General features: G+C 62.3%; 15 protein-coding genes. 12 read left to right on the top strand and 3 right to left on the bottom strand.

Annotated features, from left to right (window positions below):
• Positions 1–214: 214 nt before the first annotated feature.
• Both V7651_RS14625 and queF read left to right on the top strand, forming a co-directional pair.
• Positions 215–1234, top strand: a complete 1020-nt coding sequence (locus tag V7651_RS14625) for a calcium/sodium antiporter (RefSeq protein WP_335613589.1) — start codon at positions 215–217, stop codon at positions 1232–1234.
• Positions 1227–1694, top strand: coding sequence for a preQ(1) synthase (gene queF / locus V7651_RS14620; protein WP_335613588.1), 468 nt, complete (start codon positions 1227–1229; stop codon positions 1692–1694). The genes V7651_RS14625 and queF overlap by 8 nt, the downstream gene beginning before the upstream one ends.
• Here the strand turns inward: queF and V7651_RS14615 are convergent.
• Positions 1676–2287 (bottom strand): nitroreductase family protein, encoded by a 612-nt coding sequence (locus tag V7651_RS14615; protein ID WP_335613587.1) that lies wholly within the window; start codon positions 2285–2287, stop codon positions 1676–1678. The genes queF and V7651_RS14615 overlap by 19 nt on opposite strands.
• A 186-nt stretch (positions 2288–2473) precedes the next feature.
• On the opposite strand from V7651_RS14615, the gene V7651_RS14610 reads away from it, so the two are divergent.
• From V7651_RS14610 to V7651_RS14590, 5 genes are all read left to right on the top strand, one after another.
• Positions 2474–3184, top strand: a complete 711-nt coding sequence (locus V7651_RS14610) for a TetR/AcrR family transcriptional regulator (RefSeq protein ID WP_335613586.1) — start codon at positions 2474–2476, stop codon at positions 3182–3184.
• On the top strand, positions 3181–4368 hold the full coding sequence (locus V7651_RS14605; RefSeq protein ID WP_335613585.1) for an efflux RND transporter periplasmic adaptor subunit: 1188 nt from the start codon (positions 3181–3183) through the stop codon (positions 4366–4368). Before V7651_RS14610 ends, V7651_RS14605 begins: the two co-directional genes overlap by 4 nt.
• Before the next feature lie 13 nt (positions 4369–4381).
• Positions 4382–7483 (top strand): efflux RND transporter permease subunit, encoded by a 3102-nt coding sequence (locus V7651_RS14600; protein WP_335613584.1) that lies wholly within the window; start codon positions 4382–4384, stop codon positions 7481–7483.
• Positions 7484–7566: 83 nt separating this feature from the next.
• Positions 7567–8379, top strand: a complete 813-nt coding sequence (gene cysE / locus V7651_RS14595; protein ID WP_035538655.1) for a serine O-acetyltransferase — start codon at positions 7567–7569, stop codon at positions 8377–8379.
• 96 nt (positions 8380–8475) lie between these two features.
• The gene (locus V7651_RS14590) at positions 8476–8688 is read left to right on the top strand and encodes a DUF3126 family protein (RefSeq protein ID WP_034738270.1); all 213 of its coding nucleotides are present in this window, start codon (positions 8476–8478) and stop codon (positions 8686–8688) included.
• 14 nt (positions 8689–8702) lie between these two features.
• Here the strand turns inward: V7651_RS14590 and xseA are convergent, their stop codons facing one another.
• Positions 8703–10112 (bottom strand): exodeoxyribonuclease VII large subunit, encoded by a 1410-nt coding sequence (xseA, locus tag V7651_RS14585; RefSeq protein ID WP_335613583.1) that lies wholly within the window; start codon positions 10110–10112, stop codon positions 8703–8705.
• A 47-nt stretch (positions 10113–10159) separates the two neighbouring features.
• On the opposite strand from xseA, the gene purD reads away from it, so the two are divergent.
• Positions 10160–11449 carry a phosphoribosylamine--glycine ligase gene (gene purD / locus V7651_RS14580; RefSeq protein ID WP_335613582.1) on the top strand — a complete coding sequence of 430 codons (1290 nt, stop codon included), beginning with the start codon at positions 10160–10162 and terminating at the stop codon, positions 11447–11449.
• A gap of 2 nt (positions 11450–11451) precedes the next feature.
• On the opposite strand, the gene V7651_RS14575 is transcribed toward purD, so the two are convergent.
• A complete protein-coding gene (locus V7651_RS14575; RefSeq protein WP_335613581.1) occupies positions 11452–12039 on the bottom strand; it encodes a murein L,D-transpeptidase catalytic domain family protein in 588 nt (195 codons plus the stop codon).
• Between the two features lie 106 nt (positions 12040–12145).
• Between V7651_RS14575 and V7651_RS14570 the strand changes: the two genes are divergently transcribed.
• The 4 genes from V7651_RS14570 (at position 12146) to V7651_RS14555 (ending at position 16522) form a co-directional block, all read left to right on the top strand.
• Positions 12146–13234 (top strand): phosphotransferase family protein, encoded by a 1089-nt coding sequence (locus V7651_RS14570; protein WP_035538659.1) that lies wholly within the window; start codon positions 12146–12148, stop codon positions 13232–13234.
• Positions 13235–13270: 36 nt separating this feature from the next.
• Positions 13271–14470, top strand: coding sequence for a serine hydrolase domain-containing protein (locus tag V7651_RS14565; protein WP_335613580.1), 1200 nt, complete (start codon positions 13271–13273; stop codon positions 14468–14470).
• Between the two features lie 74 nt (positions 14471–14544).
• Positions 14545–15456 (top strand): hypothetical protein, encoded by a 912-nt coding sequence (locus tag V7651_RS14560; RefSeq protein ID WP_335613579.1) that lies wholly within the window; start codon positions 14545–14547, stop codon positions 15454–15456.
• Positions 15457–15484: 28 nt separating this feature from the next.
• A complete protein-coding gene (locus V7651_RS14555) occupies positions 15485–16522 on the top strand; it encodes an alcohol dehydrogenase family protein (protein ID WP_335613578.1) in 1038 nt (345 codons plus the stop codon).

Here is a 16522-nt window from a genome sequence, read left to right as displayed (position 1 = left end):
TTCCTAAATGAAGCCTGAACAGGCCTGTATAGTGGCAACATACTGCGCAGGTCTGCCGTTTACGCCCCGAACACTGCAAGAAAATGAAAAATATTCTCGTAAGTACATCGCCATTCAGGCGAGTTTTTATAGTCTTGGGGCGCTCCATACGGGTAATTGCAAGTATGAGCGGCAACACCATATAATGCAGTTATCAACGCAGTACGGAGACTGAATGACATACCTTATGGTGCTTGGCGGCCTTGTGCTCCTGTTTGTGGGTGGTGAAGCGCTGGTCCGGGGGTCTGTCAGCATTGCCCGGAAGCTGAATATTTCCGAGCTTGTCATTGGTCTCACGCTGGTCGGTTTCGGCACTTCGGTTCCCGAACTGGTCACCAGCCTGAGGGCCATTGGTCAGGGCGCAGTCGGCATCGCGGTGGGGAACGTCGTCGGGTCGAATATCGCCAATATCCTGCTCGTGCTGGGCCTCGCCGCTGTCATCCGCCCGATCCTGACCAATCCCCGGGCGTTAAGCCGGGACGGGGCCGTGATGTTGGGTGTGACAGCCCTTTTGTGTGCGTTGATCTGGTTTGATCTTTTCACCCGGGTGGCGGGTTTTGGCTTGATTGGCCTGTTGCTGGCGTATCTGACGTATTCACTGGTGGCGGATCAGAAACGCGAGACGGATGCGGCCGCGATGCACGCCGCTGAAGGCGAAAGCGTTCAGGCGCAATATGGCCTGTTTGTCGGGCTCATTATCGCGGTTGTCGGCCTGGTAGCGGTCATCATCGGCGCGCGTCTGCTGGTGGACGGCGGTGTTTCAATCGCGCGTGATTTCGGCATTAGCGAAACCATCATCGGTCTTACGATTGTTGCGGTCGGCACCAGCCTTCCGGAACTCGCCACAACGGCTGTGGCGGCCTATCGTGGCAAGTCTGACGTGGCGCTTGGCAATATCATTGGCTCGAACATTTTCAATGTGCTTGGTATTCTCGGCGTGACGGCTCTTGTCCAGCCATTCAGCGTGCGCGGAAACACGGCTGTGGGATCCATCGCCGACGGCGCGACGACCAGTCTCATTTCGCCGCTGGATATCGGCATGCTTGTGCTCTCGACTGTCCTGCTTATGCTTTTTGCGATCACCCGCAAGCGCATCTCGCGCTGGGAAGGTGCAGTCCTCCTGCTTGCCTATGCGACCTATTTCGGGCTCTTGTTCGGCCTTGTCCCCGTTCCAGGAATTCTGACCAATGCCTGATAATCCGATCTATAGCGGCCTCGATCAGCTCGGCCAGCAAACGGCCGCCCCGCAAAGCCCGGAAGAGGCGCAGCTTGAGCGCGTGCCCAACCCGCATGCTGGCACTCTCTATCTGACGCGCTTTGTTGCCCCTGAATTCACGTCGCTTTGCCCAGTAACGGGCCAGCCGGACTTTGCGCATCTGGTAATCGACTATGCGCCCGGCGACTGGCTGGTCGAGTCCAAGAGCCTCAAGCTCTACCTCACCAGTTTCCGCAATCATGGTGCGTTTCACGAGGATTGCACCGTCTCGATCGGCAAGCGCATCTTCGATTTTACCCACGCCACATGGCTGCGCATCTCGGGCTACTGGTATCCGCGCGGCGGCATTCCGATCGACGTGTTCTGGCAGTCCGGCGAAGTGCCTAAGGGCCTCTATGTGCCGGATACGGGCGTTGCGTCCTATCGCGGACGCGGCTGATCAGGCAGGCCCGTCCAGCGCGTGACCTTCTCGCTCATGTCCGCCCTCGGGCGCTCAAGAGAGGCCATCGTGGCGGTCCCGAGATAGATGTAACCGGCAACACGCTCGCCTTCCGTGAGGCCCAAAACAGCATCGACCTGTTTGTCGAAGGCGAGCCATTCGGTCAGCCAGACACCGGCCCAGCCTGACGCGTTGGCAGCCAGCAAGAGGTTGTGGCACACCGCGCCTGCCGACAATTCCTGTTCCCAGACGGGTGTCTTGTGGGTGTGGTCCGGTGACGAGATCACGGCCACCATGACCGGTGCGCGCAGGGGCAAACCCGCCGCATGAAGCACATCCTGGGATTCCGCGTCCGGCAAATTGCTGCCGTGGATTTTGGCGATGGCCTTGCCGAATTCAACGCGGGCATCGCCCTCAAACGCAATGAAGCGCCAGGGGTTGAGTTTGCGATGATCCGGTACGCGGGCGGCAATCGTCAGCAACTCGTCCAGGTCTGATGGAGAGGGGCCGGGTTCGGTCAGGAATTGCTTACCAACCGAGCGGCGCAAAGCCAGCATGGCGCGCGCGTCGGCGCTGGGACGGGTTGCCAGCATCGGTGTGCCAACGGGCGGAGCGGGGGGAAATCGATTTGCCATCCTCGCTACATAGAGGCCACAGCGGGGGCGTGAAAGGGCGCGGTTCCATGTTTCTTCTTGCCGGGGCAGGAGGGTGGCGGTAGATGAGGTGAACAGTGTTCACTTTCTGAACATGCCTTAAGCTCATCGACTGATTAACGCTCCATGCCAACTGATCTGTCCCTCGACCCCACGCCTGCAGAGCGCCGCCGTCTCAAGGTGCGCGGCGCCATTATCGAGGCGGCCGAGCGTGTCTTCGCGCTGGAAGGCGAGTCTGGCTTGTCGATCCGCCGGCTCGCCGAGGAAATCGACTATTCACCCTCCGCCATCTACAAGTATTTCGGGTCTAAGGATGAGTTGATCGACGAATTGAAGGAGGCGTTCTTCGAGCGGCTTCTGGCGCGTGTCGGCCGGGTCTCTGGCGTGGATGCCCCTTTTGCCGTGCGCGGACGTGCCTGTGTCTCCACCTATATCGAGACGGCGATTGAGCGTCCGTATCACTATGCAGCCGCTTTTTCCCAAATCGAAAGCGCTGAAATGTCCCCTCAATGTGATGCTGACTGGGATGCGTTTACGGCATCCAACAAGGGCCGTGCCTTCGGTGTTCTCGTCTCAATGGTGAAAGAGGGGCAGTCGCTCGGCATTTTCGATCCCGATCTCGACCCCTTCCTGTCGGCCACATCGGTCTGGGCCGCATCACACGGCGTTGCGCAATTGCTGACTCACCTGCCGCACTTTCCTGCCGTTGCGCCGACGCATGCGCCTGTATCTGCGAGCGACTTCATTACCTTTCATGCCGACTTGGTCTTTCGGGGTTTGCAAGGCCCCGGCAATCGGCAGCAAACTGATTTCATCCCCTTGGGAGACAAGCCATGACGCCTTCCGATCCGTATCAGGGCGACACTGCCCGCGAGAAGCGGCCGACCTTTTTAAAGGGGCTGATTTTCCTCGTGATCCTCGCTCTGGTGGCGGGTGGGCTCGTCTTTGCGGCGTTCCAGCTGCGCAGCGCGGAAGGGCCGAAGGTCGCGACCGTGGCGCCCGAGCCACTCGTTGTCTCGGTCCTGCCGGTGCGGCTCGCCAGCGAGTTCAAGATCGATGAATCCTATAGCGGTCTTGCCGAGGCGCGCCGCAAGAGCCAGCTCGGTTTTTCGACCGGTGGCCGTATCGAGGCGATCTCGGCAGATGTCGGCGACCGGGTCAAAGCGGGCACAACGCTGGCGCGTCTCGATACACGCAGCCTCGGCGCGCAGCTCGCGTCTGCTCAGGCGACCGTCGAAGAGGCCCGCGCCTCACACAATCTCGCCCTCAACACGGTTGAACGCCAGAGAACACTGAAGGCGCAGGGGCATGTGTCGCAACAGCGCGTTGACGAGGCCGAAGCGCAGGCCAGCACATCCATGGCGCGGATCGAAGCCGCCAAGGCGCAGGCGGACACACTGCGTGTGCAGATCGACCTGGCGCGCATCACGGCGCCGTTTGATGGCGTTGTCACGGCCCGCATGTCTGACGAAGGCGCCATCGCCGCGCCGGGCACGCCGATCCTTGAACTGGTCGAATCCGGCCATCTTGAAGCCAGGATCGGCCTTCCATCTGTCAGCGCCATCCGTCTGACCCCCGGCGATATCTACACACTTGTTGCCGACACCGGCCCTGTGGACGCCAAGCTCCGCACCGTGACGGGTGTGATCGATGCAGACCGGCGCACGGTTGCTGCCATGTTCGACATCGAAAACCCGGGTAACCTGCCAGCGGGCTCCGTTGTGCGCCTCTCCATGGAGCGCGAAATCGACGAGCCGGGCTTCTGGGTTCCGGTAAAAGCCATGTCGACGGCCTCGCGTGGGCTGTGGACCGTGTTCGTTGCTGCCCCCGTAGACGGCGGCGGCTGGCGCGCCGAGCCGCGCCCCGTCGAGATGGTCCATTCCGAAGGCGGGCGCGGCTTTGTCCGCGGCCCGGTTCAGGAAGGTGACCGCGTGATCGTCGATGGCCTGCAACGCATCGCACCCGGCATGCCCGTCACGCCGCGCGATCCGGTGCTGGCCGACGCGCCGAACGGCGGCTGAGGGCGGACCGGGCATGCGCACTGTATTCTTCAACCTCCCGCGTCTGACGATCCTGATCATGATGGTCATCATGGTCGGCGGCATAGGCGCGATGTTCTCGCTCGGACGGCAGGAAGACCCGACCTTGATCGAGCGCTATGGCTTCGTGCTGACGACCTTGCCCGGCGCTGATGCCGAGCGGATGGAGGCGCTCGTCACCGAACCCGTGGAAGCGGCCCTCATGGAATTGCCTGAGGTGGACGAAGTCCATTCGGTGTCTCGTCCGGGTGTGTCGCAAGTCAGCATTCAGGTGCGTGACGATCTTTCCAGGTCTGAAGTGGATGATGCCTGGACATTGATCCGGCAGAAGGTCGAATCAGCGCGCGCAAACTTTCCGCCGGGTGCCAGCACGCCCATCGTGCACCGCCAATATGTTGGCGCGGCAACATTGGTTGTGGGCTTTGTCTGGGAAGGCGAGGGCGATCCGCCGCTCGCGGTAATGCGCCGCATGGCGCTCAACCTTGAAGATCGTTTCCAGCGTCTGCCCGGAACCGAGCTGACCGACCTGTTCGGCGTTCCCGCCGAGGAAGTTCGCGTTGTTGTCGATCCGGAAAAGCTCTCGGCAACCGGGCTCTCGATGCGGCAGGCAGCGGCCCTGATTGGATCGGCCGACAGCAAGACCCCCGCCGGGACATTGCGCTCCGATGGCGGCAATGTCGGCCTCGAAGTTGGCGGCGAGTTCGACAATATCTCGCGTATACGCAGCGTGCCGCTCATCCAGCGCCCGGATGGCTCCGCCGTGCGGGTCAGCGATGTGGCCATAGTCCAGAAAGGGTTCGAAGACCCGCCTTTGCGCATGGCCTTCGAGAACAACAAACGAACCATGCTGGTCGGCGCCTATATCTCCGAGAACCAGCGGGTCGATAAATGGGCCAAGACAGCCCATGCGCTGGTCGACGATTTCGCCATGGATGCGCCACCCGGATTGCGGATCGAGACCGTTTTCGACCAGAGCGTCTATACGAATGAGCGCCTGAACGGCCTCGCCAAGAACCTCGTCATGTCGGCAGGCATCGTGTTCCTAGTTCTCTTCTTCACCATGGGCTGGCGTTCGGCGCTGGTCGTTGGCGCGGCCATTCCGCTGACCGTCGCGCTCGTGCTGATCCTGTTCAAGGTGTTCGGTAATCCGCTGCACCAGATGTCGGTTACCGGGCTTGTCATCTCTCTCGGCCTGCTTATCGACAATGCCATCGTCGTCGTCGACGATTTTGACCAGATGCGCGCGCGTGGCGCCTCGCGTATCGGGGCGATCGACAAATGCCTCCGACACCTGTTCGCGCCGCTGGCAGCCTCGACACTGACAACCGCGCTCGCCTTCGCGCCGATTGCCATGCTCCCCGGTGGCGCTGGCGAATTCATCGGCATGATCGGCCTGTCGGTCATCTACTCCATCACGGCCTCCTTCCTTGTCTCGGTGACCGTCATACCCGCCATGGCTGGCTGGTTTGACCGGACACGCGGTTGGGAGACAGGAGAGCCCAAGCGCCCCCGTCGCTGGTGGCGTGATGGCGTGTCGGTGGACTTCATCTCGGATGGCTATCGCGCCACGATCGAGGCTGTGCTGCGCTTCCCGCCGCTCGGCATTATTCTCGGCGTTACGCCTGCTGTGGTCGGCTTCTGGCTTGTCGGCCAGTTACCCTCCCAGTTCTTCCCGCAGACAGAACGCGACCAGTTTCAGATGAGCATGCAACTGCCCCCTGAGGCGAGCCTCTCGGATACGATTGAGTCCACCAGGCATGCCACCGAACTGATCGAAGCCATGGAGGGCGTGAAGTCGGTCACATGGGTGCTCGGTGAGCCATCGCCGCGTGTCTACTATAATGTCATCAACAATACCGAAGGCGTGCAGGGCTTCGCCGCTGGCTGGGTCCAGCTCGATGACAATCGCCGCACGCACCAGATCGTGGCCGAGGTTCAGCGCGAGATGCGCGATGCCTTCCCCGGCGCGCGTGTTCTGGCTTTGCCGTTTGAACAGGGGCCGCCCGCTGATGCGCCCATCGAGTTCACCATTCTCGGCGACGATTTCGATACGCTTGGCCGCCTTGGCGACGAGGCGCGCACCATCCTCGCCCAGACACCGGGCGTAACCTACACGGTGGCTTCGCTTGAGCTTGGCGCGCCGACGGTCAGCCTGAAAGCTGATGAAGCGGCCACGGCGCTTGCTGGCGAACGCCTCACGCAGATCGCCTCCGATATGAACGCCGAACTCGAAGGCGTGCGGGCGGGCTCGGTCGTGGAGGGAACGGAAGAATTGCCTGTCATGGTCATCGCGCCGGATGACCGCCGCGGATCGCTGGCCGACCTGCGCGCCATGACCATCGGCAACGGCACGCCCCTGTCGGCGCTCGGCACAATGTCGCTTGATCCGAAGACCGCCGTTGTCTCGCGTCAGGATGGCGAGCGTGTGAACCAGATCCTCGCCTTCCTGGACCCTTACACACTTCCAGCGCCCGTTTTTGCAGACTTCCAGGAACGTCTCGCGGCCAGCAACTTCCACCTGCCGCAGGGCTACAGGATCAGCATCGGGGGCGAAGCCGAGAATTCCGGGGAAGCCATCGGCAACCTTGCCGGCGTCGGCATTCCGCTGGTGCTGGTCATGGCCGGGGCGATCATGCTCGTGTTCAACTCGTTCCGCATGATGCTGCTGATCCTGACGACCGGTTTCCTGTCGCTCGGCCTCGCCTTCTTCGGTGTCTGGCTGTTCAATCTGCCCTTCGGTTTCAACGCCATTGTCGGCGGTCTTGGCCTGCTTGGTATCGCCATCAACAGTTCGATCGTGGTCCTCTCATTGCTAAGGGCCAGTCCCGAAGCCATGGCCGATGATGTCATCGCCCAGCGCGAGATCGTTGTAGATGCCACGCGCCACATCGTGGCCACCACACTCACGACAATGGGCGGCTTTGTGCCGATCCTGCTGACAGGGGATTCCTTCTGGATGCCACTGGCGGCGGGCATCTCCGGCGGCGTGGCGGGATCTGCCCTGCTGGCGCTGTATTTCACCCCATCCGTGTTCCGTATCATGACGCTGAAGCCCATTCGCCGGGCCTTTGGCTGGCGTCCTGCGCCCGCCGAGTGAGTCAAATATGAACGCGAGGCAACTTGATACGGGCGCTCAGTTCGCCCATGTGCTTACAAAGCCCACTTCTGACGGAGACCGGAATGGTCGAAAATCCTGATATCGGTTCGCCCCCACCGGCCTGGCGCCGCCTGCGCTTCGAAGCTGCAGCAGCTGCTGCAGAAGAGCCCACGCTGGCGAGCTATATCAATGCCGCTATCCTGTCGCATAACAGCCTCTGCCAGGCCCTGTCTTACCATCTCGCTGAAAAGCTCGGCGGGCCGGTGATGGGCACGCTTCAGGTGCGCCATATCCTTTCCACCGCATATGATTCCGACCCATCGCTGCTCACATCCGCGGAAGCCGACATGCAGGCCGTGCTTGAGCGCGACCCGGCATGCCGGGGCATGTTGCAGCCCTTCCTTTTCTTCAAGGGCTTCATGGCGCTGCAAACGCATCGCGTTGCGCATGTCCTGTGGCGTCAGGGCCGCGAGTCGCTGGCCTTTCATTTCCAGGGCCTCGCTTCCGAGCTCTTCGGCGTGGACATCCATCCCGCCGCACGCATCGGCAACGGCGTCATGCTCGACCATGCGACCGGCATAACCATCGGTGAAACCGCGATTGTCGGGGATGGCTGTTCGCTGCTCCATGGCGTGACGCTCGGCGGTACCGGCAAGGAAGTCGGCGACCGGCACCCCAAGATCGGTCGCGGCGTACTGCTATCGGTTGGCGCCAAAGTGCTCGGCAACATCACGATTGGCGACGAAGCCAAGGTTGCCGCTGGCAGCGTGGTCCTGAAGGACGTGCCGGCGCATTGCACTGTGGCAGGCGTGCCCGCCAAGATTGTTGGTGAACCGCTCTGTTGCCAGCCCGCACAGACCATGGACCAGAACATTCCGGACGAAATGGCCAAATAGTCCGGCCCCTGTTCCCACACTTGTTTACAGGCGCGCCGGTTGCGCCGGAAAAGAAAAAGACTAGGTTGCGCCGCTGAATTGCGAAGGAGTTGCGTCATGGAACGTGAAGAAACACTGCGTCTCGAGGCGTATCTGAAAGAGAAACTGCACCCGGGCCTGCGCCTGCTGGCCCGCGACAAGACAGACGATTCCGTCGAGGTCTATCTCGGCGCCGAGTTCATCGCGCTGGTCTACAAGGATGTCGACGAGGGCGAGACGTCCTACCAGTTCCAGATGACGGTGCTGCAGGAAGATCTACAGGGCGCCTGAGGCGATCCCTGATCCTAGAACAAAGAGCCCTGGCCCTTGGCCGGGGCTTTCTTCGTTTTGGGGGCAGGGGCCGCTGGTGACGAGGAGGGCGGCGGTCCATCCAGAGGAGCTGCCGACACGTCGCCATCGGCAAAGCTTACCTTGAATACGGCTGCGTTTTCGGCAACGCCTGCCGACCGGATGAGCTTGCCGTCTTCGCTGCGCACGATGGCAAAGCCGCGGCTCAGCGTGGCGTGATAGGACAGCGTTTCCAGCAGTTTGCCCTGCGATTCCAGCGACACACGGCGCCGGTCCATCAGGCGCAGCAGGGCAGGGCGTGCCCGCACAGCGGTCTCCCGCAGGCTCTGGCGTGCCCGGCGAATGTCCGCCCTGAGTCCACTCGGGCTCACTTGCGCGGCCGCAAGCCGGGCGCGGCTGCGCTCGATCAGCGTCCGCGTCGCGCGGGGCAGGCTGGCCGCCGCATAGTCCAGCCGCTGGCGTTTGGACTGCAAAAGCGTTTCCGGACGCGGCATCCGCGCGGCCCGCAGCGCATCCCGCGCACGTCCCGTCCGCCGCGCCAGCGCCCGCTTCAGCCGCGCGGCATGTTCGTCAATGTTCAGCAGCAGGTCGTTGCGCACAGGCACGGCAATCTCCGCCGCCCCGGTCGGCGTCGGCGCCCGCGCATCCGACACATAGTCGATCAGCGTCGTGTCCGTTTCGTGGCCCACAGCCGAGATGAGCGGGATTTCGCTTTCAAACGCCGCGCGTACGACATTTTCCTCGTTGAATGGCCAGAGATCCTCAATCGAGCCGCCGCCGCGCGCCACGATTATCACATCCGGCCGGTCCGCACCGATCATCGCGTTGAACCCTCGAATACCGGCCGTCACCTGCGCCGCTGCTGCATCGCCTTGCACCAATGCGGGCCAAACGATCACGCGCACCGGGAAACGGTCCCGGATGCGGTGCAGGATATCGCGGATCACGGCGCCGGTCGGGCTGGTGATGACGCCTATGGTCTGCGGCAGGTAGGGCAGGCGCTTCTTGTGCGCGGCGTCGAAAAGGCCTTCGGCGGCGAGCTTCTTCTTGCGCTCTTCCAGCAGCGCCATCAGCGCGCCGGCGCCCGCTGGCCGCATGGAACTGGCCAGCAACTGGTAGTTCGAGCGGCCTTCATAGATCGACAGGCGGCCCGTCGCGATCACTTCGAGGCCTTCCTCCGGCCGGAAGGGCAGCTTGTCGACCTGGCCCTTCCACATGATCGTGTTGAGAACGGCCTTGTCGTCCTTGATGTCAGCATACATGTGGCCGGACCGGGCAATCGTCACCCGTCCCAGCTCCCCGCGCACGACGACATGGTCGAAATTGGACTCGATTGTCCGCTTCAGGCTCGCGGCGAGCTCGGAAACGGAAACGGCGTGGTCATTGGAGACTGGCGAGTCGGACATCCAGCCTTTATAGCGGCTGGGAAGCAGCAGGCGAGGGGCCAAATCCCATGAACATTCTCCTCATCGGTTCCGGCGGGCGCGAACACGCGCTGGCCTGGAAGATCGACCAGTCGCCACTCGTGGATGTGGTCCATTCCACGCCCGGCAATCCCGGCATGGACGTCATCGGCCCGTGTTTCGATATTGCCGCCGACGATATCGACAATCTGGTGAAGCTCACGCTGCAGGTGGAGCCTGACCTCATCGTCATCGGTCCGGAAGCGCCGCTGGCCCTCGGCCTCGCCGATGTGCTGCGCGCCCGCGGCTTTGATGTGTTCGGCCCCAGCAAGCAGGCCGCGCAGTTGGAAGCCTCCAAGGCCTTCTCTAAAGGCCGCATGAAGGCCTATGGGGTGCCCACGGCGGCCTATGGCGAGTTCACCTCGCCAGAGCTGGCCAAGGCCTTCCTGCGCACGATGGAAGCGCCTTACGTGCTGAAGGCCGATGGCCTGGCAGCGGGCAAGGGCGTTGTCATCGCCGAGACGCTGGAACAGGCCGACACGGAAGTTGAAGAGATGCTTTCCGGCAAGCATGGCGACGCCTCCGCCACGCTCGTCATCGAGGAATTCATGCATGGCGAAGAAGCCAGCATCTTCGTCATCACGGACGGTGTGGGCGCCGTCTACCTGCCCGCCGCGCAGGACCACAAGCGTGTCGGCGACGGTGACACCGGCCCCAACACAGGCGGCATGGGCGCCTATGCGCCAGCGCCTGTCGTCACGCCTGCCATCATGGACCGTATCAAGGCCGAGATCGTCCAGCCCATGCTGAAGGGCATGGCGGCAGACGGCATGCCCTATCAGGGCGTGCTCTATGTTGGCGTCATGGTCACGGAGGAAGGCCCCAAGGTCGTCGAGTTCAACGCGCGCTTTGGTGATCCCGAATGCCAGGCCCTGATGAAAGGCCTCGCAGGCGACATCGTGCCCGCCATCCTCGCCTCGGCCACGAACGGCTTGGCCGGCAATGAAGAGGCCTTTGAATCCCTGCTGGAACTGGAGCGGTTCGAACCCACCGCCACCGTGGTCCTCGCCAACAAGGGCTATCCGGACAGCTATTCCAAGGGTTCAGTCATCAATGGCCTGACCGACGCGAACAACTTGCCCGGCGTCACCGTTTTCCAGGCCGGCACAGACCGCGATTCCGAGAACGCCATCGTCGCCGTTGGCGGGCGTGTGCTGAACGTCACCGCGTCAGGCGATACGCTCAAGGAAGCCGTGGACCGCGCTTATGCCGGTGTTGACCGCATCGACTGGCCCGAAGGCTTCTGCCGCCGCGACATCGGCTGGCGCGCGCTGAAATAGGCCTATTTGCCGACGAAGAGCAGCGATCCTTCCGGCACATCGGCGAGGAAAGTCTTCAGGTCGGCCTTGGAGAACACGATGCAGCCGTTGGAGCGGCCGAGCTTGCCGTGCTGGGCGAGGAATTCCGGTTCGGCATAGTCGGCTGCGTGCACAACGATGGCCCGCTCGCGGGATGCATCATTGGTCGCGTCGAGGCCGTCGAGGCGCAGGCTGCGGCCATGTTGGCCGACATATTCCTCGGCAGTGGCGAACGCTCCCTGCGGACTGGCGCTGGAACCGGAAACATTGGAGAAACTGTCCAGATAGCCATCATGATCGGCGTCTGATCCCTTGCCATGTGCGGCCCGGAATGCGGCGACGTCGCCTGTCTGGAGGTTTACGACGTAAAGTCGCGCCTCACGCGAATGCTGTGAATAGTCAACGATCACAAGGCGGCCCGTGTCGCGCAAGTCTGCCTTGTGGGATTCCTGCGCGGCGAGCGCCTGTCCGAGCAATTCGGGCCGTATCTGGCCCTGCGGATCAAGCGTCACGGCCTGCGCGCCAAGCGCGGTGAAAGCGAAGAAGGCGAGGGCACTAAGGGAACGTATCATGGGGGAGACTTTCCCCGGCAAATACGGCGACCTTACGGCAGGTCTTGGCACCGCGTATGGGCCCGTTATGGTGTCCCAGAGGAAACTTCAGAAACGAGAGTACCCAATGGCAGAGACAGAAACGGCACAGGACCTGTATTCAGGGACCAAACCGGTCGTGGAATCCCACAAGTTCGATGAGTCGAAACTCGCAGCCTGGATGGAAGCCAATGTCGAGGGCTATGAAGGCCCACTCGTCGTGCGCCAGTTCAAGGGTGGCCAGTCCAACCCGACCTACCAGCTGATCACCCCGAAGAAGAAATACGTGATGCGCCGCAAGCCGCCGGGCAACCTCCTGCCCAGCGCCCATGCCGTCGACCGTGAATTCCGCGTCATCAACGCGCTCTATCCCCTCGGCTACCCCGTCGCGCGGCCTTATGGCCTGTGCATGGATGAAAGCGTCGTCGGTACGATTTTCTATGTCATGGACAATGTCGAAGGCCGCATCCTCTGGGATGGCACGCTGCCCGAATACGAGCCGGCGATGCGCCGCAAGATCTATGAAGCGAAGATCAAGACTTTTGCTGATCTCCACAATGTCGATTGGAAAAAGGCCGGCCTCGAAGGCTTCGGCAAGGAAGGCGACTATGTCGCCCGCCAGATCCACCGCTGGACCAAGCAGTACAAGGCCTCCGAGACGATGCACATCCCGGAGATGGAACAGCTGATCGAATGGCTGCCCAAGAATATCCCGGCTGGCGACAAGACCACGATCGTTCATGGCGACTATCGCCTCGACAATATGGTGCTCCACCCGACCGAGCCGAAAGTTATCGCCGTGCTCGACTGGGAACTCTCGACCCTCGGCGATCCGCTGGCCGACTTCTCATATCACCTGATGAACTGGGTCATGCCAGCAGGCGATACGACCCGTGGCGCCATCTCGGCCATCCCGGACCTGAAGGCCTGGGGCATTCCGACCATGGAAGAATATGTGGCCATGTATTGCGAGCACACAGGCCGTGACGGCCTGCCGGAGCTCGACTATTACTTCGCCTACAATGCCTTCCGTCTCGCTGGCATCCTTCAGGGCATCATCGGCCGCGTGCGTGATGGCACGGCCAATAGCGCCAACGCCGAGTCAAACGCCGCACGCGTGGTGCCACTTGCGCAGTTCGCTGCGAGCTATGCCCGCAAGGCCGGCATGGAGGGCTAGCGCCCTCCCGCCGAACTTTTGGAAAGGGTATAGGCCATGGGACTTGGGCGGCGTCTCGCCATCGGCGTGGCAGCACTGGGCGTCGCCGGTCTCGCCGGCTGGTTCTTCATCGGGCCGGACTGGCGCGCGCTGCTGGCGCACCAGCCCTATGGCCGGGACATCCTTTTCTGGAATCTCGACCAGCGCGATGCGGGCTTCCGCATGCTCGACCAGATCCCGTTCGTCATCGAGTCGCATGAGATTGCGGCCGGTGACACGGCTCATCCCTTGCCCGATGGTGAGCCGCTCGTGCTCGACATGGACATGGATGCCTACCTTGCCTCAAACCGCACCGCAGGGCTTGTCATCCTTCAGGACGGCAAAGTGCGGCTTGAGCGTTACGCGCTGGGCTTCCGCGACAATGGCCGCTGGACCAGCTTCTCGGTCGCCAAGTCGCTGACGTCGACCCTTGTCGGCGCCGCGATCAAGGACGGCGCCATCAAGAGCCTGAATGATCCGGTATCGGACTATATCGACGAGTTGAGCGGTTCGGCCTATGCCGATGTCACCGTCGAGCAATTGCTAACCATGACATCCGGCATCGCCTGGAACGAGGATTATGGCGATCCAAATTCCGACGTCGCACAGTTCGACAAACAGCCCGCCGAAACCGGCAAGAGCGCCACGGCGACCTATATGGCCACCCTGCCACGCGCCCATCCGGCGGGTGAGGTCTGGAACTATTCCACCGGCGAGACAAACCTCATCGGCATTCTCGTCATCCGCGCCACCGGCAAGCCGTTGGCCGAGTACCTGTCGGAAAAGGTCTGGCAGCCCTATGGCATGCAGCAGGATGCGACCTGGCTGCTCAGTGAGGATGGCTACGAGATCAGTGGCTGCTGCATACAGGCGGCCGTGCGTGACTTTGCCCGCTTCGGCCAGTTCATCCTCGACGGCGGCGCGGTCAATGGCCAGCCCGTCCTGCCGGAGGGTTGGCTCGAAAAGGCCACGCAGAAACAAGTCTCCTATGGCGCCCCCGGCGAAGGCTATGGCTATCAGTGGTGGACATGGGACGATGGCTCATTCCAGGCTGATGGCATCTTCGGGCAGGGCATCTTCATCGATCCCGCCCGAAGCCTCGTGATCGCATCCAATAGCAGCTGGACATCGGCCCTTGGCGACAAGGACGGCGAGTTCGAGGCCCGCAAGGCTTTCTACAAGGCCGTGCAGAAAGCCCTCGACGCGGACGCGCAATAATACGGCAGTCCCTCGCAACGGGGTGACGCCGGAACATCAGGGTGGCATTGTCTGCCCAAAATAAGGGAGATGACATGACCGACATTCTCAAAGGCCCGCTCCGCGCGCCCGCACAGATGCTGCAGGAGCAATCCTATGGCGGCCACAAGTCGCTGCACGATGATGCCGAAGCCGAACGCCTCGGCATCAAGGCCGGCCCCATCGAAGGCCCCACGCACTTCCAGCAATTCGTGCCAATGCTCTATGATATCTGGGGCAAGGCCTGGTTCGAGCGCGGATGCCTGTCTGTCCACTTTCTCAACATGGTGTTCGAGGGCGAGAAGGTGCGCGCCTTTGTCGAGCGCCCCGCCGAAGGCGCCACCCGCGCCAGGTGCTGGGCCGAAAAGGAAGACGGCACGCCCGTTCTGGAGGCCAGCGCCACGCTCGGCCCGGACCACGGCACGACGCTGCTTGAAGAGCGCATGGCCAAGCTGCGCCCCGCCGATGATCTCGTCATCCTGGAAGACATGAAGGTCGGCCTGAAGACCACCAAGGACGAGCCCGTCCGCATGGGCCCTGACCAGCACATGGGCAATCTCTACCCCTTCAGCCTCGCGCAGAAACTGGCCGTCATCACCGAGCCGAGCGACTGGTACAGCGACGCCGAGGCCTCGCCCTGGGGCCGCCCCGTCATCCCGCTTGAGATGATCAGTGTGCTTGCAAATTATACCGGCGGCATGGCCAATTGGCCCGTCAAGCACCCGTCCATCGGCCTCTTCGCCGATCTCGAAATGCGCATGATCGACGGCCCGCTCTTTGTCGACGAGGATTACATCCTGCGCCGCGAAGTGGTCGCGCTGGGCGCCAGCCGCCGCGCCGAGAATTACTGGATCCGCACGCGCATCTTCGATTCAACCGGCACGAAACAGGTCGCTGAAACGCTGCTCAATCACGGCGTTCTGAAAGCCAGCTATCCGCATTATCCAGCCGACAAGCTACCGGCATAAGCCGCTCAAACACCAAGGAATACTCCCCATGAAAGGCCTTCTGTATCGCGGCGCCCGTGACATTGAATATGCCGATGCTCCGCCGCCCCAGCCCGAGGATATCCGCAGCGCGATCGTGAAGATCACGGCATGCGGTATCTGCGGGTCAGACCTGCACATCTATCAGGGACACGGCTTTTCCGAGACGAATGACTATTGCGTCGGCCATGAAGCCGTCGGCGAAGTCATCGAAACCGGCAGTGCCGTCACCCGGTTCAAGGCGGGCGACAAGGTGATGATCTCTGCGGCTGTCGGCTGCGGATCATGCCCTGCCTGCATGGCCGGCAACATGAACCGCTGCGAGACAAACAATATCCGCTGCTACGGCCTCGGCCATAAATTGCAGGGTGTGCAGGCCGAATATACGATGGTGCCCGTCGCCGATTTCGGCCTCGCGAAAATCCCGGACGGCATCAGCGAGGACCAGGCCGTCCTGCTGACGGACAACCTTCCCACCGCATGGTTCGGCCTGAAGAATGCCGACATCAAGCCCGGCAGCACGGTTGCCATTGTCGGCTGTGGCCCCATCGGCCTGATGGCGGTTGAGGGGGCATTCCTGATGGGTGCCGCGCGCGTCTTCGCGGTCGACCTCGTGGCCGAACGACGCAAGGAAGCCGAAGCGCTCGGCGCGGTCGCCTTCGATGCGTCAGATGCCCGCGACCGCATCACCGAGCTGACCTCTGGCCGGATGTGCGACAGTGTTGTGGAATGTGTCGGGGCAGATGCCGCCATCCATCTCGCCATGAAGCTCGCACGCAATGCCGGCACCGTGTCCTGCATCGGCGTGAACCAGTCGATGGACTTCAAGTTCCCGATGGCGCTGGCCTTCATCAAGGGCCTGACCTTCCGGACCGGCACATGTTCGGTCCCCATGCACTGGCCGGAACTCGTTCCGCTCGTTCAGGCTGGCAAGCTCCGCCCGGAACGCACCATCAGCCATCACATGCCCCTGTCCGAAGGGGCAGAAGCCTATCGCATGTTCGACGCGCGCGAGAACGGCGCAATGAAAATGATCCTCACCCCATGA

This window comes from Hyphomonas oceanitis, assembly GCF_036964545.1.
GTDB lineage: Bacteria > Pseudomonadota > Alphaproteobacteria > Caulobacterales > Hyphomonadaceae > Hyphomonas > Hyphomonas oceanitis.
Note: the sequence above shows the minus strand (reverse complement) of the source record. Positions and strands in the feature narration are given on the sequence as shown.